The sequence below is a fragment of the Modestobacter sp. SYSU DS0511 genome (assembly GCF_054050755.1).
This window is the reverse complement of record NZ_JBJGZY010000031.1, coordinates 1-21,958: the sequence shown is the minus strand read 5'-3', so window position 1 is coordinate 21,958 and position 21,958 is coordinate 1. Positions and strand designations below refer to the sequence as shown.

Annotated in this window: 18 protein-coding genes; 9 read left to right on the top strand and 9 right to left on the bottom strand. The window is 74.7% G+C overall.

The window, feature by feature from the left end; genetic code table 11:
• Positions 1–22: 22 nt before the first annotated feature.
• Genes ACI783_RS15010 through ACI783_RS15000 form a run of 3 tightly spaced genes read right to left on the bottom strand, consistent with a single transcriptional unit; the run spans position 23 to position 3,497 of the window.
• Positions 23–1,030: an ABC transporter permease gene (locus tag ACI783_RS15010; RefSeq protein WP_457141184.1), complete on the bottom strand. Its 1,008-nt coding sequence runs from the start codon at positions 1,028–1,030 to the stop codon at positions 23–25.
• Positions 1,027–1,959 carry an ABC transporter permease gene (locus ACI783_RS15005; RefSeq protein ID WP_457141203.1) on the bottom strand — a complete coding sequence of 311 codons (933 nt, stop codon included), beginning with the start codon at positions 1,957–1,959 and terminating at the stop codon, positions 1,027–1,029. The genes ACI783_RS15010 and ACI783_RS15005 overlap by 4 nt, the downstream gene beginning before the upstream one ends.
• A gap of 8 nt (positions 1,960–1,967) precedes the next feature.
• A complete protein-coding gene (locus ACI783_RS15000) occupies positions 1,968–3,497 on the bottom strand; it encodes an ABC transporter substrate-binding protein (RefSeq protein WP_457141183.1) in 1,530 nt (509 codons plus the stop codon).
• Between the two features lie 203 nt (positions 3,498–3,700).
• On the opposite strand from ACI783_RS15000, the gene ACI783_RS14995 reads away from it, so the two are divergent.
• Together ACI783_RS14995 and ACI783_RS14990 are read left to right on the top strand one after the other, a co-directional pair.
• The gene (locus tag ACI783_RS14995) at positions 3,701–4,732 is read left to right on the top strand and encodes a dipeptide epimerase (RefSeq protein WP_457141182.1); all 1,032 of its coding nucleotides are present in this window, start codon (positions 3,701–3,703) and stop codon (positions 4,730–4,732) included.
• On the top strand, positions 4,729–5,763 hold the full coding sequence (locus ACI783_RS14990) for a DUF1611 domain-containing protein (protein ID WP_457141181.1): 1,035 nt from the start codon (positions 4,729–4,731) through the stop codon (positions 5,761–5,763). Before ACI783_RS14995 ends, ACI783_RS14990 begins: the two co-directional genes overlap by 4 nt.
• 67 nt (positions 5,764–5,830) lie before the next feature.
• Here ACI783_RS14990 and ACI783_RS14985 read toward each other — a convergent pair whose 3' ends face one another.
• The 4 genes from ACI783_RS14985 to ACI783_RS14970 all read right to left on the bottom strand — a co-directional run bounded on the left by ACI783_RS14985 (position 5,831) and on the right by ACI783_RS14970 (position 11,083).
• Positions 5,831–7,318, bottom strand: a complete 1,488-nt coding sequence (locus ACI783_RS14985; protein WP_457141180.1) for an aldehyde dehydrogenase family protein — start codon at positions 7,316–7,318, stop codon at positions 5,831–5,833.
• Between the two features lie 147 nt (positions 7,319–7,465).
• Entirely contained in the window at positions 7,466–8,314 is an 849-nt protein-coding gene (locus ACI783_RS14980; protein ID WP_457141202.1) for a MaoC family dehydratase, read from the bottom strand.
• A complete protein-coding gene (locus tag ACI783_RS14975; RefSeq protein ID WP_457141179.1) occupies positions 8,314–9,669 on the bottom strand; it encodes a 3-oxoacyl-ACP reductase in 1,356 nt (451 codons plus the stop codon). Before ACI783_RS14975 ends, ACI783_RS14980 begins: the two co-directional genes overlap by 1 nt.
• 130 nt (positions 9,670–9,799) lie before the next feature.
• Positions 9,800–11,083: an acetyl-CoA C-acetyltransferase gene (locus ACI783_RS14970; protein WP_457141178.1), complete on the bottom strand. Its 1,284-nt coding sequence runs from the start codon at positions 11,081–11,083 to the stop codon at positions 9,800–9,802.
• 104 nt (positions 11,084–11,187) lie between these two features.
• On the opposite strand from ACI783_RS14970, the gene ACI783_RS14965 reads away from it, so the two are divergent.
• From ACI783_RS14965 to ACI783_RS14955, 3 genes are all read left to right on the top strand, one after another.
• On the top strand, positions 11,188–11,898 hold the full coding sequence (locus ACI783_RS14965; protein ID WP_457141177.1) for a TetR family transcriptional regulator: 711 nt from the start codon (positions 11,188–11,190) through the stop codon (positions 11,896–11,898).
• Positions 11,895–13,940, top strand: a complete 2,046-nt coding sequence (locus ACI783_RS14960; protein ID WP_457141176.1) for an acyl-CoA dehydrogenase family protein — start codon at positions 11,895–11,897, stop codon at positions 13,938–13,940. The genes ACI783_RS14965 and ACI783_RS14960 overlap by 4 nt, the downstream gene beginning before the upstream one ends.
• 92 nt (positions 13,941–14,032) lie before the next feature.
• Positions 14,033–14,743, top strand: a complete 711-nt coding sequence (locus ACI783_RS14955) for a trimeric intracellular cation channel family protein (protein ID WP_457141175.1) — start codon at positions 14,033–14,035, stop codon at positions 14,741–14,743.
• 3 nt (positions 14,744–14,746) lie between these two features.
• Here ACI783_RS14955 and ACI783_RS14950 read toward each other — a convergent pair whose 3' ends face one another.
• Entirely contained in the window at positions 14,747–17,569 is a 2,823-nt protein-coding gene (locus tag ACI783_RS14950) for a SpoIIE family protein phosphatase (RefSeq protein ID WP_457141174.1), read from the bottom strand.
• A 57-nt stretch (positions 17,570–17,626) separates the two neighbouring features.
• On the opposite strand from ACI783_RS14950, the gene ACI783_RS14945 reads away from it, so the two are divergent.
• Together ACI783_RS14945 and ACI783_RS14940 are read left to right on the top strand one after the other, a co-directional pair.
• Positions 17,627–18,829 (top strand): EAL domain-containing protein, encoded by a 1,203-nt coding sequence (locus ACI783_RS14945; RefSeq protein WP_457141173.1) that lies wholly within the window; start codon positions 17,627–17,629, stop codon positions 18,827–18,829.
• Positions 18,830–18,881: 52 nt separating this feature from the next.
• Complete coding sequence (locus ACI783_RS14940; protein ID WP_457141172.1) at positions 18,882–19,055, top strand: DUF1059 domain-containing protein; 174 nt, start codon at positions 18,882–18,884, stop codon at positions 19,053–19,055.
• A 95-nt stretch (positions 19,056–19,150) separates the two neighbouring features.
• On the opposite strand, the gene ACI783_RS14935 is transcribed toward ACI783_RS14940, so the two are convergent.
• Positions 19,151–20,074 carry an aldo/keto reductase gene (locus tag ACI783_RS14935; RefSeq protein ID WP_457141171.1) on the bottom strand — a complete coding sequence of 308 codons (924 nt, stop codon included), beginning with the start codon at positions 20,072–20,074 and terminating at the stop codon, positions 19,151–19,153.
• 385 nt (positions 20,075–20,459) lie between these two features.
• On the opposite strand from ACI783_RS14935, the gene ACI783_RS14930 reads away from it, so the two are divergent.
• Together ACI783_RS14930 and ACI783_RS14925 are read left to right on the top strand one after the other, a co-directional pair.
• Complete coding sequence (locus ACI783_RS14930) at positions 20,460–20,747, top strand: HU family DNA-binding protein (protein WP_457079380.1); 288 nt, start codon at positions 20,460–20,462, stop codon at positions 20,745–20,747.
• Positions 20,748–20,866: 119 nt separating this feature from the next.
• A complete protein-coding gene (locus ACI783_RS14925) occupies positions 20,867–21,832 on the top strand; it encodes an acetamidase/formamidase family protein (protein ID WP_457141170.1) in 966 nt (321 codons plus the stop codon).
• The last annotated feature ends 126 nt before the right edge of the window (positions 21,833–21,958 follow it).

Here is a 21,958-nt window from a genome sequence, read left to right as displayed (position 1 = left end):
CGCGGAGCGCTCCGCTCCTCGCTCACTGCCGCCCTCCGCTCATCGCCGTCCGCTGCCGCGGGTCCAGCACGTCGCGCAGCCCGTCGCCGAGCAGGTTGAACGACAGCACCAGCAGGAAGATGGCCAGCCCCGGGAAGACCGCGATCCACCAGGCGAGCTCGATGTAGCCGCGGCCCTCCGACAGCATCAGCCCCCACGACGGGTCGGGCGGCTGGGTGCCCAGCCCGAGGAAGGACAGCGCCGCCTCCGACAGCACCGCGAACGCCAGGCTGACCGAGGTCTGCACGATGATCGGCGGAGCGGCGTTGGGCAGCACGTGCCGGAACAGCAGCCGCACGTCCGAGGAACCCACCGACCGGGACGCCCGGACGTAGACCTCCTCCCGCACGCTGAGCACGCTGGAGCGGGTGACCCGCGCGAAGATCGGGATGTAGACGATGCCGATGGCGATGGTCGTGTTCGTCAGGCCCGGCCCGAGGATGGCGACGATCGAGATCGCCAGCAGTACCGCCGGGAAGGCGAAGAGCATGTCCATGAACCGCATCAGGGCGTCGTCGACCCACTTGCCGTAGAAGCCGGCGAGCAGCCCGATGAGGGTGCCGACGACCAGCGAGATGCTGACCGCGACCAGCCCCACCCGCAGCGAGACCGCCGCCCCCAGGATCACCCGGGAGAGGACGTCGCGGCCCAGGTCGTCGGTGCCGAACGGGTGCTCCGCGCTCGGCGACTGCAGCCGGTCGGCCACGGAGATCTCGTTGGCGCCCTGCGGGGCCAGCTGGTCGTCGAAGAGGGCGACGACGATCATCAGCAGGATCCAGCCCGCCGCGATCGCCGCGGTCGGGTTGCGCAGCAGCAGGCCGAGCGTCTCCCGCCAGCGCGGTCGCGCCGGCCGCAGCGGTGCGGTCGGCTGGGCCGTCGGCTGGTCGGTCCTCGTCCCGGCGGTCGGCGTCCCGACGGCGGCCGAGCCGTAGGGCCCGCCGTCGGGCGGCTCGGCGGCCGGGCTCGGGCCCGGGTCGGCAGGGGTGGTCATCGGCGCGCGATCCTCGGGTCCAGCCGGCTGTACAGCAGGTCGACCACCAGGTTGACCAGCAGGAACACCAGCGCGAACAGCAGCACGGCGCCCTGCAGCACCGGGTAGTCGCGGGCCTGCACCGCCTGCAGGGCCAGCTGCCCCAGTCCCGGCCAGGAGAAGACGATCTCCACCACGACCACCCCGGACAGCAGGTAGGCCAGCTGCACCCCGGTGACGGTGACCAGCGGCAGCAGCGCGTTGCGCAGCACGTGCCAGCTGAGCACCTGCCGGGCCGGCAGCCCCTTGGCCTGCGCCGTCCGCACGTGGTCCTGCCCCAGGGCCTCCAGCACGCTGGAGCGCACGAACCTGGTGATCACCGAGCCGGAGACCACCCCGGTGACGACCGCGGGCATGATCAGCCGCTGGAACCAGCCCCAGGGGTCCTCGGTCAGCGGCACGTAGCCGCCCGAGGGCAGCCAGCCCAGCGTCCCGGCGAAGACCAGGATCAGCACGATGCCCATCCAGAAGTCGGGCACCGAGATGCCGATCTGGCTGAGCACCGTGGCCGCCCGGTCGACCAGCGACCGGGGACGCAGCGCGGAGATGGTGCCCAGCGGGACGGCGATCAGCAGGGCGACGACGATCGCGGCGAACGCCAGGGTCAGCGTCGCCGGCAGCCGCTCGAGGATCTGCGCCGTCACCGGTTCACCGCTGCGGAAGCTGACCCCCAGGTCGCCGGTGAGCGCCCGGCCCGCCCAGCTGAAGTACTGCTGCACCAGCGGCTGGTCCAGGCCGGACCGCGCCTGCAGCGCGTCGTAGCTCTCCTGGGAGAACCGGGTGCCCAGCGCCAGGCGCACCGGGTCGCCGGGGACGAGGTGGACCAGGGCGAACACGATGATGCTCACCCCGACCAGCACGACCAGCGACTGCCCGGTGCGCCGGAGCAGGTATCCGGTCAGGGCAGCTGCACTTCCTCGAAGTTGATCGCCTTGTCCGGGCGGATCGTGTAGCCGGACAGCCCCGGCGCCCAGGCCTGCACGACGTCGGGGTTGTAGAGGTAGACGTAGGACGCGTCGTCGACGATCAGCTGCGCCGCCTGGTCGTAGAGGTCCTTGCGGGCGTCCTGGTCGGTCTCGCTGGCCGCCTCGGTCAGCAGCTGGTCGACCTCCGGGTTGCTGTACCCCTGGTAGTTGCTCGAGCCGTCGGTGATGTGCTGGGCGTGGTAGTAGTCGAACGGGTCGATGTTGCCCAGCCAGCCGAGCATGAAGGCGTCGAAGTCACCCTGCGACTGGCGGTCCAGCCAGGTGGCGAAGTCGACGGTCTGCACGTCGACCTCGATGCCGATGGGCTGCAGCTGGCTGGCGATCACCTGGGCGGCGGTCACCGTCTCCGGGAACTCGTCGGTGACCATCAGCCCCATCGTGATCGGCGTCTGCACGCCGGCCTCCTCGATCAGCTGCTGGGCGGCCGCCGGGTCGGCGTCGTAGGGCGCGTAGTCGGAGTGGAAGAAGCTGTCCTCGGGGATCGCCGTCTGGTTCGGCTGGGCGGCCCCGAACCGGGCCGCCTCGGTGACCGCGTCGCGGTCGACGGCGGTGGCGATCGCCTGGCGCACCGCCGGGTTGCCGAACGGCTCCCGGGCGTAGTTCATCGACATGTACCAGTAGTCGACGCTGGGGGTGGTGGCCAGCTCGACCTGGTCGTTGCCCTGCAGCGACTCGATCTGCTGCGGCGGGACGTTGTCGGTCCACTGCACCTCGCCGTTCTGCAGCGCGGTCAGCGCCGCGGCGGGCTCGGTGATGTAGCGGAACTCGACGCCCCCGACGCTCGGCGCGCCGCCCCAGTGGTCCTCGTAGGCGGCCAGCCGGGTGCTGCTGGCGTCGGAGCTCTCCAGCGTGAACGGCCCGGTGCCCACCGCCTCGGTGGTCAGGTCGTACTCCTCGGCGGCGCCCTCGGGGAGGATCGCCATCCCCTTGAAGCCCCCGATCAGCGCCGGCAGGTTGGGCGTCGGCTGGCTGACCTCGATCACGACCGTGTCCGCGCCGTCGGCGGTCACCGACTCGACGTTGGCGAACCGGTAGGCGTTGTTCAGCTCCTCGTCGATGATCCGGTTGTAGGAGTAGACGACGTCGGCGGAGTCGAACTCGCTGCCGTCGTGGAAGGTGACCCCGTCGCGCAGGGTGAACGTCCAGGTCAGGCCGTCGTCACTGGTCTCCCACTCGGTGGCGAGACTGGGCTCCATCGTGAGGTCCTCGGGGTTGGGGACCACGAGGGTGTCGTAGACGTTCTCCAGCACCTGGAAGCTCGGGTAGGCGCTGGTCACGTGCGGGTCGAACTGGTCGGGCTGGGCGCTCACCGCGGCGACGAGCACGTCGTCGCCGCTGGCACCGCCGCCGCCGTTGCCGGTGTCGACGCTCTCGCCGCCGGAGCAGGCGCTCAGCGCGAGCGCACCGGCGGTGGCGAGGAACAGGAGTCGTGGGGCGCGCACGGGCTTGCCTCCGGGGTCGACGACAGAGATGCACTCTCGACCCTCACCCCGCCCCCCGGGTGGTTGCAGGGCGGGATGGGTGATCGTTGCCGCTTCGTGATCATGCCCCGGGCGGGCCACGCCCGCACCCGATGGCGCGTTTGCCAACTGCGGCCCGCCCCGGCCAGGGTGAGGGCTCACCCCGGCCGGCTGGAGGGAGCCCGATGGCCCACGACACCGTGGCCGTGAGCTGCCGGCCGCAGACGCTGCACCTGCGCGACACGTTCACCATCGCCCGCTCGTCGGTGGACACCGAGGAGGTGCTCGTCGTCCGCATCGAGGCCGACGGCGTGACCGCGCACGGCGAGGGCGCACCGGTGGGCTACGCGGGTGAGTCGGTGGCCGGCATGGCCGCGGCGGTGGAGGCGGACGGCGCGGAGCTGCTCGGCGCCGACCTCCGCGACCTGGAGGGCATCGCCCGGCGACTGCGGGAGTGGCCCGGGCCGCAGGGCGCGAAGATGGCGCTGGACGGCGCCGCGCACGACTGGGTGGGGCGGCGGTACGGGCTCCCGGTCTGGCGGCTGCTCGGGCTGGACGGCCGGCAGCCGGCGACCAGTTTCACCATCGGCATCTCCACCGTCGAGGAGACCGTCGCCCGGGTCCGCCGCGCACCGGGGTTCGAGGTCTACAAGGTCAAGGTGGGTGGGCCGGACGACCTGGGCCGGCTGGCGGCGATCCGGGCGGTCTCCCCCGCCCGGCTGCGCGTGGACGGCAACGAGGGGTGGACGCTCGACGGCGTCCGCGAGCTGCTGCCCCGGCTGCGGGAGCTCGGGGTGGAGATGATCGAGCAGCCCTTCCCCGCGGCCGACCTGGACTCCTTCACCCGGTACCGGGAACTGCCCGACCGGCTGCCGGTCTTCCTCGACGAGGGCTGCACCGACCTGGCGTCCGTGCCGGCCGCCGCCGGGTACGCGGACGGCGTCGTGGTGAAGCTGGCCAAGTGCGGTGGCATCCGCGAGGCGCACCGGATGGTGCACGCCGCCGCGGCCCTGGGGCTGCGCGTCATGCTGGGCTGCATGATCGAGTCACAGCTCGGGATCGCCCAGGCCGCCCAGCTCGGGCCGCTGGCCGACCTGGTAGACCTGGACGGCCACCTGCTCGTCTCCGACCAGCCGTTCACCGGGCTGGGGCTGGCCGACGGACGGCTGGTGCTGCCCGACGCCCCCGGGCTGGGCCTGACCCCGGCGGCGGCATGACCGAGCGGCTCGCCGTCCTCACCGCCGGTCAGCTGGCGGAGCCCTACGCCAAGACCGCGCACGGTGTGCTGCGGTACGGCCCGCGCGAGGTGGTGTGCGTCGTCGACGAGGTCCACGCCGGGCGACGAGCCGTGGACGTGGTCCCCTTCTGCGCCTCGCCGGCGCCGGTGGTCCCCGACGTGGCGGCGGCCGCCGCCCTGGGCGCCACGACCGTCCTCCTCGGCGTCGCCCCGCTGGGCGGGCGGCTGACCCCGGCCTGGCACCGGGTCCTCGCCGATGCCCTGCGGCTGGGCCTGGACGTGGAAGCCGGACTGCACACCGACCTCCGCGCCGATCCGGAGCTGGCCCGGCTGGCGGCCGAGCACGGCGCCGTGATCCGCGACCTGCGGGCGGCCCCGGCCGACCTCGACGTCCCCCGCGGCGAACCGGTCGCCGCCCGGGTCGTGCACACCGTCGGCTCGGACTGCGCCATCGGCAAGATGAGCGTCGTCCTCGAACTGGACCGCGCCGCCCGCGCCCGGGGGCTGTCGTCGGTGTTCGTCGCCACCGGGCAGACCGGGGTGGCGATCTCCGGCTGGGGCACCGCGGTCGACTCGGTGGTCTCCGACTACGTCGCCGGGGCCGCCGACCGGCTGGTGCGCGAGGGCGCCACCCGGGGCGACCTGCTGTGGCTGGAGGGCCAGGGGTCGATCTACCACCCGGCCTACTCCGGGGTGACCCTCGGGCTGCTGCACGGCTCGTCGGCCGACGCTCTGGTGCTCTGCCACCGGGCCGGGCGCTCGGCGATCGCCGACTACCCGCGTACCGCGCTACCGCCGCTCGCCGACATCGTCCGGGGCTACGAGCAGGCCGCCGGCTGGGTGCGCCCGGCCCGGGTCGCCGCGGTCGCGCTCAACACCGCCGGACTGGACGACGCCGCGGCGCGGGCAGCGGTCGAGCGGGCCGCCGCGGAGACCGGGCTGGTGGCCGACGACGTCGTCCGGTTCGGTCCCGAGCGGCTGCTGGACGCCGTGCTGACCGCACTGCCCTGAGGCCGCGCACGGCAGCGGCCGCCGCCGCGGGAGCCCGGGACGACGGCCGCTGTGGTGGAGCCGTGCGTCAGAGGGCCACGTAGACCGACTTGGTCTGCAGGTACTCGTCGAGCGCCTCGGGGCCGTTCTCCCGGCCGTAGCCCGACGCCTTGTAACCGCCGAAGGGCAGCGCGACGTCGAGGATGCCGTAGGTGTTCACCCAGATCAGGCCGGCCTCCAGCTGCGCGGCGACGCGGTGGGCGCGGGCGACGTCCTTGGTGTGCAGCCCGGCGGCCAGCCCGTAGGGCGTGCCGTTGGCCAGCGCGACCGCCTCCTCCTCGGTGTCGAACACCTGCACGGTGAGCACCGGGCCGAAGATCTCCTCCTGCACCAGGCGGGAGTCCTGGGCGACGTCGGCGACGACGGTCGGCGCCATGTAGAAGCCGCCGTCCTTCTCGATCCGCTGCCCGCCGGCGACGACCCGGCCGCTGCCGCCCTCGCCGTTGGCCAGGGCGACGTACCGCTCGACGTTCTCCAGGTGCCGCTCGCCGGCCATCGGGCCGACGATCGTGCCCTCGTCCAGCGGGTCGCCGACCGGCACGTGGGTGGCGCCGCCGACGACGCCGGCGAGCACCTGCTCGTAGACGCCGCGCTGCACCAGCAGCCGGGTGCCGCCCATGCAGAACTGGCCGGTGTTGAAGACGAACGCGGAGACCGCGGCCTGGATCGCCTCGTCGAGGTCGGCGTCGTCGAAGACGATGTTGGCCGACTTGCCGCCCAGCTCCATGGTCACCGGGGTGACGTTGGCGGCCGCGGTGGCGGCGATCATGCTGCCGACCTTGGTGGAGCCGGTGAAGGCGATCCGGTCGACGTCCGGGTGCCGGCTGAGCCGGTCGCCGGCGACGGCGCCGTGCCCGGTCACCACGTTGAGCACCCCGGCCGGCAGCCCGGCCTCGGTGAGCAGCTCGGCGATCCGCAGCGCGGTCAGCGGGGTGTCCTCCGCCGGCTTGTGGACGACGGTGTTGCCGGCCGCCAGCGCGGGGGCGATCTTCGACGTCGACAGGATCATCGGGAAGTTGAACGGGGTGATCGCGGCGACCACGCCCAGCGGCTCACGCCGCGTGTAGGCCAGACCCGGGCCGCGGATGCCGCGGGTCGCGCCCTCGATCGCGCCGGCCAGGCCGGCGAAGTAGGAGAAGTGCTCGGCGGTGGTGTTGGTGTCGATCTGCCGGGCGAAGGTGATCGGCTTGCCGGTGTCCAGGCTCTCCAGCCGGGCCAGCTCCTCGCCGTTCTCCAGGATCAGCTGGGCCGCGCGCTGCAGGATCGCGCCCCGCTCGCGCGGGCTCATCGTGCGCCACGGGCCGCTGTCGAAGGCCCGGCGGGCGGCGGCGACGGCCCGGTCGACGTCCTCGACCGTGCCCTCGGGGACGGTCGTGACGACGCGACCGGTCGACGGGTCGACGACGTCGCGGCGCTCGGTGCCGGTGCCGTCCTGCCACTGACCGTCGATGTAGTGCTTGCCCTGGGGCAGGGCGACCTGCTCGGCGTGGTCCTGGGCCAGTGTGTTCGTGCTCATCTCTCCCTCTCACCGGCAGCCCCGCGGGGCTGCCCTCAGCGACAGCTCTGTCTGGAGCAACCGTCCGTCATGGACAACGGAAAGTCACCCCACTCTTCGTAGCCGTCTCCCGGTAAGTGGAAGGCAGATCACACTCGTCCGGGGTGGTCAGGCCGGGCGGACCACCCCGACGACGTGCTCGACGCCGCTCTTCTCGTTGCGGACCGCGAGGTCCCAGCCACCGTCGACCTGGGCCGTGGCGAGGGTGACCGTGGACGGCAGGAACAGCGGCTTGCGGAAGCCGACGTCCACGCTGACCGCGTCGGGCAGCCGGCCCGACAGCGCCGCCAGCGCCCGGGCCTTGACCCACATGCCGTGCGCGATCGCCCGCTTGAAGCCGAACGCCTTCGCCGTCAGCCCGGAGAGGTGGATCGGGTTCACGTCGCCGGAGACCTTCGCGTACCGGCGTCCGGCGTCGTCGGGCACCCGCCAGCGGGCGGCCACCCGCTCGACGTCGCCCACCGGCACCTCGACGTCGGACTCCGGTGCGCCGTCCGGGGCGGTCGCCCCGCGGGCCAGGTAGGTCGACCGCCCGCGCCAGACCTCGTCGCCGCGGCTGCGCACCGAGGCCACCAGGTCGACGGTCGCCCCGCTCCGGTGGGTGGCGAACCGGTCGGCCCAGACCTCCAGGTCCAGCTTCTCGTCGACCCCGATCGGCCGGTTCACGGTGATCCGGTTGCGCACGTGCACCAGCCCGGGCAGCGCCAGCGGGAAGCTGCGGTCGGCCATCAGCGCGACCTGCAGCGGGAAGGTCAGCACGTGCGGGAACGTCACCGGCAGCGCGTCGGCCAGCGGGAACCGGCAGACGGCGGCGTAGTCGGCCAGCTGGGCCGGGTCGACCGCCACCGCGGCGCGCGTGAGGTGGGTGTCGGGCAGCGCGCCACCCCGCCCGCGCGCGGTGACCGCGGCCCGGGCGAAGAGCGCGGGGAGGTTCGGCGCCCCGGTCACGGCGACCATCACGCCCCCAGCAGCGACTGGCCGCAGACCCGCACGACCTGGCCGTTGACCCCGGCGCTGGCCGGCTGGGCGAGGAAGGCGATCGTCTCGGCGACGTCGACCGGCAGCCCGCCCTGCTGGAGCGAGTTCAGCCGGGACCCGACCTCGCGGGTGCCCAGCGGCATCTTCGCGGTCATCTCGGTGACGATGAAGCCGGGCGCGACGGCGTTGATCGTGGCGCCGCGGGCGGCGAACTCCGGCGCCCAGGCACGCACCATGCCGATGATCCCGGCCTTGCTCGCCGCGTAGTTCGTCTGCCCGCGGTTGCCCGCGATCCCCGACTGGGAGCTGACGCTGACCACCCGGGCGCCCGGCTTCAGCGCGCCCTCGGTGGCCAGCAGCGCCTGCGTGATGTCCAGCTGCGCCTGCAGGTTCACCGCCATCACCGAGTTCCAGCGGGCGGCGTCCATGTTCACCAGCAGCTTGTCCCGGGTGATGCCGGCGTTGTGCACGACGACGTCGACCCCGCCGTGCCGGGCGACGAGCTGGCGGGCCAGCCGGGGGCCGGCGTCGTCGGCGGTGATGTCCAGCGCGACCGCCGTCCCGCCGATCTCGTTGGCCACCTGCGCCAGCTGCTCACCGGCGGCCGGGACGTCGACGACCACCACGTGCGCGCCGTCCCGGGACAGCACCCGCGCGATCGCCGCGCCGATGCCGCGGGCGGCCCCGGTCACCACGGCCACCTTGCCGGCCAGCGGGCGCTCGGGGTCGGTCTCGGCCGGGACGTCGGCGGCGGAGAGGGTGAGCACCTGGCCGTCGACGTAGGCCGCACGGCCGGAGAGGAAGAACCGCAGCGGGCTGCCCAGCGAGGCCTCCGCGCCGGCCGGGACGAGCACCAGGTTGGCGGTGGCGCCGTTGCGCAGCTCCTTGGCCAGCGAGCGGACCAGCCCCTCCAGCGCCTGCCGGGCCGCGGCCTGCGCCGGGCCCTCCGCCGTCGCCGGCGGGTCGGCCAGCACCAGCACCCGACCGCTGGCGCCCAGCCGCTTCACCGCGGGGGCGAGCAGGTCGTGGGCGGCGGCGAGGTCGCCCGGGCCGGTCAGGCCGGTGGCGTCCAGCACGACCGCGCCCAGCTTCGCACCGTCGGCGTCGCCGTCGGCCACCACCGGGGAGACGACGGTGACCCCGGCGTCGCGCAGCAGCGCGGTCACCTGGTCGCGCAGCCGGCCCACGCCGGCGGAGCCCACCAGCGCGGGGCCGGGGAGCAGCGGCTGCCCGGGCTCGTAGCGGCGCAGCTGCGCGGGCCGGGGCAGGCCCAGCTGCTTGGTGATCGTCGTGCCGACGCCGGAGTTGGCGAAGTCGCGGTACCAGTCACTCACGTGGGGTCCTTCCGTGGTGCGGGGGAGGTGTGGTCGCTCGCCCGGGTCGAGCCGCCTGACCTCACGGTGAGCCGCGCCGTGGCACGGCTCACCGTCAGGTGGACCGGGTTGACCCGGCGGGCGGGTCAGGTCAGGACTCGAGGATGGCGACGACGCCCTGGCCGCCGGCCGCGCAGATGGAGATCAGCCCGCGCTTGCCCGGGCCGGCCTCGTGCAGCATCTTCGCCAGCATCGCCACGATCCGGCCGCCGGTCGCGGCGAACGGGTGCCCGGCGGCCAGCGACGAGCCGTGCACGTTCAGCTTCGACCGGTCGATCGAGCCCAGCGGCGCGTCCAGGCCCAGCTTCTCCTTGCAGAACGCCGGGCTCTCCCACGCCTTCAGGGTGGCGAGCACGGTCGAGGCGAACGCCTCGTGCACCTCGTAGAAGTCGAAGTCCTGCAGGGTGAGGCCGTTGCGTGCCAGCAGCGCCGGCACCGCGTAGGCCGGGGCCATCAGCAGCCCCTCGCCGCCGTGCACGTAGTCGACGGCGGCGGTCTGCGCGTCGACCAGGTGGGCGAGCACCGGCAGGCCGTGCGCGGCGGCCCACTCGTCGGAGGCGAGCAGCACCGCGGAGGCGCCGTCGGTGAGCGGGGTGGAGTTACCGGCCGTCATCGTGGCGTCGTCGCCACGGCCGAAGACCGGGGTCAGCTTCGCCAGCTTCTCCACCGAGGTGTCCGGGCGCAGGTTGTTGTCGCGCGCCAGCCCGAGGTACGGCGTCACCAGGTCGTCGAAGAAGCCGGCGTCCCAGGCGGCGGCCAGCGCGCGGTGCGAGCGGACGGCGAGCTCGTCCTGCTCCTCGCGGCCGATCTCCCACTCCTGCGCGGTGATCGCGGCGTGGTCGCCCATGGCCAGGCCGGTGCGCGGCTCGGCGTTGCGCGGGATCTCGGGCGCGAGCTGGCCCGGGCGCAGCCGGCCGAGCGCCTTGAGCCGCTGCTGCACGGTCTTCGCCCGGTTGAGCTCCATCAGCACGCGGCGCAGGTCCTCGCTCACCGCGACCGGGGCGTCGGAGGCGGTGTCGACCCCGCCGGCGATGCCCGACTCGACCTGGCCGAGGGCGATCTTGTTGGCGACCAGGATCGCGGCCTCGAGGCCGGTGCCGCAGGCCTGCTGCACGTCGTAGGCGGGGGTCGCGGCCGACAGCCGCGAGCCGAGCACCGCCTCGCGGGTCAGGTTGAAGTCGCGGGAGTGCTTGAGGACGGCGCCGCCGACCACCTCACCGACCTGCTCGCCCTGCAGCCCGAAGCGGGCCACCAGCCCGTCGAGGGTGGCGGTGAGCATGTCGGAGTTGCTCGCGCGGGCGTAGGCGCCGTTGGCGCGGGCGAACGGGATGCGGTTGCCGCCGACGATCGCGGCCTTCCGGGTCTGGGCAGCCATGGGGACCTCCGGGACGAGGGGGGTTCCTCGCCAAAATGGCCATTTTGGCGGAGACGGGCGAGCGCCCATGTTCGGTACCGACGGTATCAGGTACTTTCGGTGCCGTGAACATCGAGACGGCGCCCGCACCGCGGGACCGGCGGGACTCCCGCTGGGACGCCCACCGGCGGGAGCGGCGCGAGCAGCTGGTCGAGGCGACGCTGGCCGCCGTCGGCCGACACGGGCCCGGCGTCGGGATGGACGAGATCGCCGCCGAGGCCGGCACCAGCAAGACCGTCGTCTACCGGCACTTCGCCGACCGCAGCGAACTGCACGTCGCCGTCTGCGCGCGGGTCGCCGAGCAGCTGACCCGCAAGCTGCGCGAGGCGATCGGCGGCAGCGAGCACCCCCGGCAGATGGTGTCGGCCGCCGTGGAGACCTACCTGGCGTTCATCGAGGCCGACCCGGCGGTGTACCGCTTCGTCGTCGGCTCGGCCCTGGTCGACCAGCCCGTCGGCCCGGTCCCCGACGGCAGGGACCCGATCAGCAGCCTCTCCGACCTGATCGGCGACGAGGTCGGTGCGCTGGTGGCCACCGCGCTCGACCGGGCCGGGCAGGACACCGCCGCCGCCGCGCCCTGGGGACACGGGGTCATCGGGCTGGTGCGCGCCGCCGCCGACTGGTGGCTGCGCGCCGAGCGGCCGATGCCGCGCACCCAGCTCGCCGCCCACCTGACCGACCTGGCCTGGACCGGGTTGCGCGGCGTCGTCACGCCGACGCCGTCCACCCCCGGGCCCTCAACCACCGCCCCCGCGCGTCCGATGGAGGAAGCATGACCAGCACACCGACGCCGCTGACGCCGGTCGACCCCGCCCGGCTGACCGAGGTCCTCGACGGGCGCTGGGCGCACGTGCGCCGCGACGCCCGCGAGCAGCTCGGCACCGCCCGCTACGCGACGGTGCACGGCGAGACGATGACCGAGGCCCGCGAGCGGGTGACCCGGCTGGCCGCGGACCTGGCGGCCACCGGCCGGGTCGCCCTGGGCTACCCGACGCAGTACGGCGGGTCCGACGACAGCGGCGGCTCGGTGGTCTCCATCGAGATGCTCGCCCAGGCCGACCTCTCGCTGATGGTCAAGGCCGGCGTGCAGTGGGGCCTGTTCGGCGGGGCCGTGCAGGCGCTGGGCACCCAGCGCCACCACGACGAGTTCCTGCCCGCGATCATGAGCTTCGACCTGCCCGGCTGCTTCGCGATGACCGAGACCGGCCACGGCTCCGACGTCCAGCAGCTGCGCACCACCTGCACGTACGACCCGGCGACGCAGACCTTCGACCTGCACACCCCGCACGAGGCCGCCCGCAAGGACTACATCGGCAACGCCGCGAAGGACGGCCGGATGGCGGTCGTCTTCGCGCAGCTGGTCACCGGGGGGCAGCGGCACGGGGTGCACGCCTGGCTGGTGCCGATCCGCGACGCCGAGGGCAAGCCGATGCCCGGGGTGACCATCGGCGACGACGGCCCGAAGGCCGGCCTGCTCGGCGTCGACAACGGCCGGCTCACCTTCGACCACGTCACCGTCCCGCGCGAGATGCTGCTGGACCGGTACGGCCAGGTGGCGCCCGACGGCACCTACTCGTCGTCGATCGAGAACGAGACCCGGCGCTTCTTCACCATGCTGGGCACCCTGGTGCGCGGGCGGGTCAGCGTCGGCGGCTCGGCGTCGTCGGCGACCAAGGTGGCCCTGGAGATCGCCGTCCGCTACGGCGACGTCCGCCGCCAGTTCTCCGCCCCCGGCGAGGAGCGCGAGGTGGTGGTCAACGACTACCTGGTGCACCAGCGCAAGCTGCTCCCCGCCCTGGCCCGCACCTACGCCTTCTCCTTCGCGCAGGAGGAGCTGCTCTGCACGATGCACGACGTGCTGGGCGCCGGGTCCGTCGACGAGGGGGCCCAGCGCGAGCTGGAGTCCCGGGCCGCCGGGCTCAAGGCGCTGCAGACCTGGCACGCCACCCGCACCATCCAGCTGTGCCGCGAGGCCTGCGGCGGCGCGGGTTACCTGCAGGAGAACCGGCTGCCCGGGCTCAAGGCCGACACCGACGTCTTCACCACCTTCGAGGGCGACAACACGGTGCTGATGCAGCTGGTCGCCAAGGGCCTGCTGACCGGCTACCGGGACGCCTTCGGGTCGCTGGACGGCTGGGGCAAGGCGGCGTTCGTCGCCGAGCAGGTGCGGGAGACCGTGCTGGAGCGCACCGCGGCCCGCGCGCTGATCCAGCGGCTGGTCGACGCCGTCCCCGGCCGGGAGGACGACGTCCCCTTCACCGACCGCGGCTGGCAGCTGAAGCTGCTGGAGGACCGGGAGAAGCACGTCCTGGAGGGCGTGATCAAGCGGCTGCGCAAGAACGCCGCCACGCACCGGGACGGCCGGCAGTTCGACGTCTTCAACGACGTGCAGGACCACGCGCTCAAGGCCGCCGAGGCGCACATGGAGCGGGTCGTGCTGGAGGCGTTCGTCGCCGGCATCGAACGGACGGCGGACCCGGCGGCCCGGGCGCTGCTGTCCCGGGTGTGCGACCTGTTCGCGCTCGTCACCATCGAGGCGGACAAGGGCTGGCTCCTCGAGCACTCCCGGATCACCCCGCAGCGGGCCAAGGCGCTGACCGGCGCGGTCAACGAGCTGCTCGCCGAGCTGCGCCCGCACATGCGCACCCTGGTCGACGCCTTCGCGATCCCCGAGGCGTGGCTGAACTGCGCGATCCTGGCCGAGGAGCCCGAGCGCCAGGAGACGATGGCGGCCCATGACGCCGCGCTGCGGTCGCACGGCACCGAGCCGGAGGCACCGGCGACCGCCACCGACCTGGAGCTGACCCCCGCCCAGTAGAAGGACCCTGCTGCCCCCCCGACACCCGCAGGCTCGCGCCGGGCCCCTGCAGCAGGGCCGCTCCAGCACGTCACCAGGGATGATGTGCGGCCGTGGAGGTCCTGGCGGCGACGGTCGAGACGCTGCGCATCCCGCAGGTGGTCGACCTCGCGGCGATCGTCATCGGCGCGCTCACCGGTGGGCTGCTGGCCGCCCGGGAGGGGTTCGCCGTCTCCGGTGTGCTGCTGCTGGCGATCAGCGGCGGCCTCGGCGGCGGGCTGATCCGCGACGTCCTGCTCGCCTCCGACCCGCCGGTCGCGCTGACCGACCCGGCCTACCTGCCCACCGTGGCGGTCACCGCCGCGGTCACCTTCTACTTCTCCGGGTGGCTGTCCCGGCTCACCCGGCTGCTGGTGGTGCTGGACGCCCTCACGCTGGGCTTCTTCACCGTCATCGGCGCGCAGAAGGCCCAGCTGGCCGACCTGCCCAACGCCTCGGTGGTCTTCATCGGCACGCTCACCGCGGTCGGCGGCACCCTCATCCGCGACATGCTGCTGGCGCAGCGGGCGGACATCGTCGGACCCGGCCCGTACAACGCCGTCGCCGCGCTGCTCGGGGCCGCCGTGCTCACCGTCCTGGCCGGGCCGCTGGACCTGCCGCCGCTGCCCGTCGCCGCGATCGTCATCACCCTGGTGGCCGCCCTGCGGGTGCTCTCGGTGTGGCGCGGCTGGGAGGCGCCGGTCGCCGTCGACCTGCCGCAACGGGCGCGCAGCCGGTTGGGCCGGCGGCTGCCCCGGCCACGCCGGGGGCGAAAGCGGCGGTGACCGTCAGTCGCCGGCGGCCTGCGGGGTGACCGGCGGTGCCGGCTCGATCCCCGGTGGCACCCGCTGCGGACCTGCCTCCGGTGGGCGGGGCCGGTCCTGGGGGTGCACCCGGACGGCGAGCAGCGCCACGTCGTCCTCCGTGTCGGGCAGGTACATCCGCGCCAGCAACTGGTCGCAGAGCCCGTCCAGCGGCAGGTCGGTGAGGTCGGTGAGCACCCGGCGCAGCTCCGCGAGACCGGCGTCCAGGTCGCGGTCGCGGCGCTCGACCAGGCCGTCGGTGTAGAGCAGCAGCGTGCCGCCGCGGCCGATCGTGGCGCCCCGGTCGCTGCGCGGGGTGCCCGGGTCGACGCCCAGCAGCAGGTCCGGGTCCTGGTCGTCGAGCAGCGTGACCGAGCCGTCGGCCCCGATCAGCACCGGCGGCGGGTGCCCTGCCGACGACCAGCGCACCCGGGTCTGCCCGCGCTGCAGCTCCGGGTCGTCCTGCTCCAGGCGCGCGACCACCGCGGTCGCCATGGTGTCCAGGTCGAGCCCCGCGGCCGCCCGGTCCAGCCCGCTGAGCAGCTCCGCCGGGGTGCCGCCGGTGTGGTGGCCGATGCCGCGCAGCAGCCCGCGCAGCTGCCCCATCGCGGCCGCCGCCCGACTGTCGTGGCCGACCACGTCGCCGATGACCAGCACGGTCGCCCCGTCGGGCTGCACGAACGCGTCGTACCAGTCACCGCCGATCTCGGCCCCCGCGGCGGCCGGGACGTAACGGACGACGATCTCGCAGTGGTCCGGCGCGGGCGGGGCGGTGAGCATGCTCCGCTGCAGCGTCTCGGCCAGCTGCCGCTGCTGACCGAACAGCCGGGCCTGCTGCAGGGCTGCGCCTGCCCGTCGGCCCACCTCCACCGCGGTGTCCAGCTCCGCCTCGGTTCGCACCTCCCGTTCCGCACCGGTGTAGATGCCGAGGGCGCCGAGGGTCTCCCCGCGGGCCACCAGCGGTACGACGACGCCGGCTCGCGGGGCCAGCGCGGCGAGCAACGCGCGGGCACCGGAGTCCGGCAGCGCCCGCTCCAGGTAGGCCTGGTCCAGCTGGGACAGCACGACGGGGCGGCCGGTGCGGGCGACCACGCGCGCCGCCGCGTCGTCGCTCATCTCGGTGACCATGGCCCGCACGTAGCGCTCCAGCTCCTCGCGGCGCCCGCGGTCGGAGTGGGCCGAGGCCACCCGGCGCATCCGGCCCTGCTCGTCGGTGACCACCACCCAGCACCAGTCGCCCAGGGCCGGCACCACCAGCTCGGCCAGCCGGTCCAGCTGCTGGTCGATGTCGAGGGTGCCGGCGAGTACCCGCCCCACCTCGGCCAGCAGCTGCAGCCGCGTGTTGGCCATGGTCAGCGCGGCCACCGCGGCGTCCCGCTGGGCGTCGGCGTGCAACCGCGAGACGGTCAGCCCGATCTGCGCGGTCAGCGCCTCCAGCATCGCCACGTCGTCGCCGCTGAACGCCCGGCCGCCCGGCCAGACCACGACGAAGCTGCCCTGCAGCCGGCCCTCCACCCGCAGCGGCAGGGCGGCCACCGCGCCCACGCCGACCAGGTCACCGATCTCCGCCATCCGCGGGAAGCGGGCCACCGCCGCGGCCCGGTCGGCCAGCAGCACCGGCTCGCCGTGCCGCGCCACGTACTGGGTGGGCAGCTCGTCGTCGAGGGCGAGCGGAACGCCACCGGGCGGCAGCTCGACGTCCGCCCCGGACTCCACGGCGTCGATCAGCCCGCGGGTGAGGTGCAGCAGCAGCTCGCCGCTGGCCGGGTCGAAGACCGCCAGGGCGGTGCCGGAGGCGCCCAGCACGGCGCGGCAGCCACGCAGCGCGACCTCGGCCAGGTCGGTCATCCCGGCCACGTTGGCCAGCTCGACGGCGACCTCGGCGATCGCCGCCGCGCGCTGCACGGCGGCCAGCCGGCGCTGCGTCTCCTCCCGCGCGTCGGTGACGTCGACCGTGGTGCCGACCAGCCGCAGCGGCGCGCCCAGCGCATCCCGCAGCACCCGGCCCCGGGCCACCGTCCACCGCTCCGCGCCGTCCGCGCGGAGCACGCGCATCTCGGCCGTGAACTCCCCGCTGCCGGTGACCGCGGCCCGCATCGCGTCGGCGACCGTGGCGCGGTCGTCGGGGTGCAGCCTGGGCAGCACGGCCTCGTGGGAGTCGAGCTCCACCGGGCCGGGGACGCCGAAGATCGCCGCGTTGCGCTCGTCCCAGAACACCCGGCCGGTGCGGAGGTCCCGTTCCCAGATGCCGACGGAGCCGGCCTCCAGCGCCAGCTCCAGCCGGGTCAGCGAGGAGCGGGCGGCGGCCGAGGCGGCGACCAGCTCCAGCTCGGTGACGACGGTCGCCGCGACCTCCCGCGCGACCAGCTCGTCCCGCTCGGTCCACTCCCGCGGGGTGGGCGAGAGCAGGCTGAGCGCGCCGACCCGGTGACCGGAGGCCAGCTGCAGCGGCACCGACAGGCAGGCGCCGAGCGTCCCGGCGGCGACCGCGGGCAGGTCGGCGACGCGCGGGTCGGTGGCGGCGTCGGGCACGACCAGCACCGCGCCGGCGCGGACGGCGACCGCACCGGGCACCTCGGTCAACGGGGTGGCCTCGCCCACCGCGATCGGCCGGCCGGCGCCGCCCAGGGCGACGGCGACATCGGTGAGCAGCACCACCTGCGCCGACGGGACGCCCACCAGCCGGGTGGCGATCCTCGTCAGCCGATCGAACGGGGCGGTGCCGGTCAGCTCGGCGGCGAGCCGGCGGGCGGCCTCGACCCGCTGCGGATCGGTCAGCGGATCGGGGGACGGACGCAGCTCGGACACGCCGGCCGGCCTCCCCTGGTCCCCCTGCGCGGCGGCGTCCGGCGGGCCCGGACGCGTGTGCGCGGCGCACCATGCTGGCACGTCACCGGCGCGGAACGGGTGATCGACGGCGGCACCGTGCTGCTCAGGGCGCTCAAGGAGCGGCGCGGCGGCGCCGATCTGGGAGAGGTGACCTCGACCCTGCGCCCCCAGCACGAGGACTGCCGCCCGCTGCTGGCCGGAGCCGACGACCTGAGCATCGTGTTCCAGCCGATCGTCGACCTCGCCACCGCGACGGTCGCCGGCTACGAGGCGCTGGCCCGGTTCCCCGGCACCGCCTCTCCTGACGTCTGGTTCGCCGCGGCGGCCGAGGGCGGGCTGGGGGCCCAGCTCGAGGCGCTCGCGCTCCGCCGGGCGCTGGCCGCCCTGCCGGACCTGCCGCCGAACACCTTCCTCACCGTCAACGTCAGCCCCCACCTGCTCGACAGCGGCCCCGTGGCGGCCGCGCTGGCCGAGCCCGCGACGCTGCGGCGGGTGGTCATCGAGCTGACCGAGCACCTGCCCACCCCGGACCTGGCCGCGCTGCGCGGGCAGACCGCGGCGCTGCGCGGGCGCGGTGCGCTGATCGCCATCGACGACGCCGGCTCCGGCTGGTCGGGGCTGCAGCAGATCGCGGAGGTCCGCCCTCAGCTGGTCAAGCTCGACCGCGCCCTCGTCTCCGGCGCCGACACCGACCCGGTGAAGGCCGCGCTGGCCGAGATGGTCGGCGCCTTCACCAACCGGATCGACGCCTGGCTGCTGGCCGAGGGCATCGAGACCCCCGGCGAACTGGCCGCCTTCGCCCGGCTCGGCGTCCCGCTCGCCCAGGGTTGGCTGCTCGGGCGGCCCGCGCCCTCCTTCGCCCCGCTGTCCGCCGAGGCCGAGCAGCTGGTGCGCGCCAGCATCGCCCGCGCCCAGCTCAGCGAGAGCGTGGCGAGCCTGTTGCGCCCGGTCCGGCAGCACGGCCCCGGCGACGACGACGCCCCACCGCCCTACGTGGTGCTGGACGCCGACGAGGTGCCGGTGGAGCTGGTGCTCGCCGACCCGCGCACCGGCGCCGCCTACCGCGCCCCCGTCTCGCTGCGCGTGCTGCCCTCGGCCGGGGTGGCCGAGACGCTGCAGCGGGCGCTGACCCGGCCGCCGGTGCACCGGTTCGACCCCGTCGTCTGCACCGACCGCACCGGCACCGTGCTGGGCCTGCTGCGGATGGAGGACCTGGCCTCCGCATCGGCCAGCCGCTGACCCCCGGCCGTCACCCGACGACCGGTCCACCGAGTCCCGAGGAGAGAGATCCGTGAAGGCCTTCGCCTGCGGGGACGTCGTCCCCGGCTGCACCGCCCGCTTCACCGCCCCGGACGAGGACGCCGTCCTCTCCCAGGTCGCCGCGCACGCGACCGCCGACCACGGCCTGGGCAGCGTGCCGCCCGAGCTGGTCGCCCAGGTCCGCGCGCACATCGTCGCGACCTAGCAACGGCAGGTGCTGACGCCACGCGCCCAGCCGACGGCCCCCCGTCCAGAGGCTCGCCCCGAGCTCGCGAGGGGTGAGGAGGACGGGGTCCTTCTTCAGGCGCTGGCGTCGGTGAGCAGCTGCCGCTGCTCGTCGGTGAGCACCAGGTCCAGCATCGGGAGCAGGTCGGCCAGCTGCTCGACGCTGCGGCCGCTGGCGATCGGCGCGGTCACCGTGGGCTGGTCGGCGAGCCAGCGCAGCGCGACCGCGGCGCTGGTCACGCCGTAGGCGTCGGCGACCTGCTGGAGGGCGGCGAGCACCCGGTCGCCCTTCTCGCCCACGTACTGCGCCGCGCCCTTGGCGCGCGGGGAGTCGATGGTCTCCCCCGCCCGGTACTTGCCGGTGAGGAACCCGCGGGCCAGCCCGAAGTAGGGCAGGACGCCGAGCCGGTGCTCGGCGGCGACGGCCTGCAGCTCGTCCTCGTAGACCGCGCGCTCCATGAGGTTGTAGTGCGGCTGGAGCGCCACGTACCGGGTGACGCCGAGCTCGTCGGAGGTCTTCAGGGCCTCGGTGAGCCGGGCCGCGGAGTAGTTCGACGCCGCGACGTACCGCACCTTGCCGGCCTGCACCAGCTCGTCGAAGGCGCGCAGCGTCTCTTCCAGCGGGGTGCTCTCGTCGTCGTAGTGGGCGTAGTAGAGGTCGATGCGGTCGGTCTGCAGGTGCTGCAGCGACCGGTCGCAGGCCGCCCGGATCTCCCCCGCCGACAGCGGGTGCTCCTTCTCCCCCGGGCTGGCCTTGGTGGCCACCACCATCCGGTCGCGCATGCCGCGCTCGGCCATCCAGTTGCCCAGGATGGTCTCGGAGACGCCGTTGCCGTACATCTCCGCGGTGTCGACGAACGGCGACTGGGTGCTGGGGACGGCGTCGGTGAACCGGTCGAGCAGGGCGAAGGACGTCGGCTCGTCGGCGGTCCACCCGAAGACATTGCCGCCCAGGCAGAGGTCGCTGACGGTCAGGTCGGTCCCGGGGAGCTGTGGCATGGCGTCCACGCTAGTTGAAGGGCTCTCCTGCCCCCCGTCGCTCGCAGGCTCGCACCGGGCCCCTGCAGGAGAGCCGATGGTGCCGCGCTGGACTCGGCGTGATCAACTGCGTGACGAAAGTGACCTGCGGGTAGAAAAGCCCGAGGATCCGGGCTCATCGCTCGCCAACACCCAGGTCGGCATGGCAACGTGCCGCCCGTTGCTGGTCGACGACGGGGTCGGCCAGATCCGCCCACCGGGCACCCGTCACACCGACGGCGAGCCCGGTGGAGGCCCCGGCGTCCGCCAGGACGCCCGGGGGCCGCACCCGGTCCGACCGGGCGCGACGACCACGGCGGCCCGCCCGAGGGCCGGGCCGCCGATCACGACACCGAGAGGAACCCGCATGAACAAGGCCGAACTCGTCTCCGCCATCGCCAAGCGCGCCGACGTCCCCGCCAGCACCGTCGACTCCGTGATCAACGGTCTCCAGGAGGAGCTCGTCGACGCCATCACCCGCGGCGACAAGGTGGCCGTCCCCGGCCTGCTGACCGTCGAGCGCGCGCAGCGCTCCGCGCGCACCGGGCGCAACCCGCAGACCGGCGAGTCCATCGAGATCGCCGCTGCCAACACCGTCAAGGTGACCGCCGGCTCGAACCTGAAGAAGGCCGCCGCCGCCGTCCCGGTCGAGTGAGGCCCTGACTGGCCCCACGACGCGCTCCGCGCGCCGCGGGACCCTGCAGCCAGGCCGATCTGCGCCCCCGTTCCGCTCCCGCGGACGGGGGCGCAGGCGTGCCCGGCCAGGATGGGGGCATGGCGCCGAACCACGTCCTGCTGCCCGACGAGCGCACGCTGCACGGCTCCTGGGATCCGGCCCGGGCCCCGGCGCTGACCGTCGACCCGGGTTCCTCCGTGCGGCTGGGCACCCTGGACTCCGGCTGGTCGACCGGCCCCTACGCCGGCCCGGCCACCGGCCCGGACGTCACGGCGGGCCTCGCCGCGCGCCCCCGGCACCCCGCGCACGACCCGGCGTCCGGGCACGCGCTCACCGGTCCGGTCGCCGTGCGCGGCGCCGAACCCGGGCAGGTGCTCGGCATCCGCATCGACGACGTCGTCCCCGGGCCGTTCGGCACCACCTACGTCGGGCTGCGGTCCACCGCGCTCAACGAGTGGCTCGGCGTGACCGCGGCCCCCGCCGTCCACCGGTGGACCCTCGACGCCACCGCCGGGGTGGGGCGCAACCAGGCCGGGCACTCGGTCGCGCTGCGGCCGTTCCCCGGGGTGGTCGGCGTGCCCCCGGCCGAGCCGGGCGAGCACTCGACGATCCCGCCGTACTGGCACGGCGGGAACCTGGACTGCCGCGAGCTGGTCGCCGGCTCCACGCTGTACCTGCCGGTGACCGTGCCCGGCGGGCTGCTCTCGGTCGGTGACGGGCACGCCGCGCAAGGCGACGGTGAGGTCGCCGGGACGGCGATCGAGTGCCCGCTGGAGCGCATCGACCTGACCCTCGACGTGCTGCCGGACCTGTTCGGCCGGGCCCTCACCACGCCGGTCGCGCGGACCCCCGCGGGCTGGGTGACCATGGGCGTCGCCGACGACCTGGACGAGGCGATGGCGGTGGCGCTGGACGCGATGCTCGACGTCATGGCAGCGGTGCACGGCATCGGCCGCTCCGACGCCCTCGCGCTGGCCAGCGTGGTGGTCGACCTGCGGGTCACCCAGGTGGTGAACCAGGTGGTCGGCGTGCACGCCGTCCTCCCCTGGGGCGCGGTGCGCTGAGCCTCGGGATCAGGTGACCTGATCGTGGGGGGGGGGGGGGGGGGGGGGGGGGGGGGGGGGGGGGGGGGGGGGGGGGGGGGGGGGGGGGGGGGGGCGGGGGGGGGGGGGGGGGGGGGGGGGGGGGGG

Coding starts and splice junctions, on each gene's coding strand:
- ACI783_RS15010 (WP_457141184.1), bottom strand. CDS start 1,030: ATGACCACCCCTGCCGACCCGGGCCCGAGCCCGGCCGCCGAGCCGCCC.
- ACI783_RS14995 (WP_457141182.1), top strand. CDS start 3,701: ATGGCCCACGACACCGTGGCCGTGAGCTGCCGGCCGCAGACGCTGCAC.
- ACI783_RS14990 (WP_457141181.1), top strand. CDS start 4,729: ATGACCGAGCGGCTCGCCGTCCTCACCGCCGGTCAGCTGGCGGAGCCC.
- ACI783_RS14985 (WP_457141180.1), bottom strand. CDS start 7,318: ATGAGCACGAACACACTGGCCCAGGACCACGCCGAGCAGGTCGCCCTG.
- ACI783_RS14980 (WP_457141202.1), bottom strand. CDS start 8,314: ATGGTCGCCGTGACCGGGGCGCCGAACCTCCCCGCGCTCTTCGCCCGG.
- ACI783_RS14970 (WP_457141178.1), bottom strand. CDS start 11,083: ATGGCTGCCCAGACCCGGAAGGCCGCGATCGTCGGCGGCAACCGCATC.
- ACI783_RS14960 (WP_457141176.1), top strand. CDS start 11,895: ATGACCAGCACACCGACGCCGCTGACGCCGGTCGACCCCGCCCGGCTG.
- ACI783_RS14935 (WP_457141171.1), bottom strand. CDS start 20,074: ATGCCACAGCTCCCCGGGACCGACCTGACCGTCAGCGACCTCTGCCTG.
- ACI783_RS14930 (WP_457079380.1), top strand. CDS start 20,460: ATGAACAAGGCCGAACTCGTCTCCGCCATCGCCAAGCGCGCCGACGTC.
- ACI783_RS14925 (WP_457141170.1), top strand. CDS start 20,867: ATGGCGCCGAACCACGTCCTGCTGCCCGACGAGCGCACGCTGCACGGC.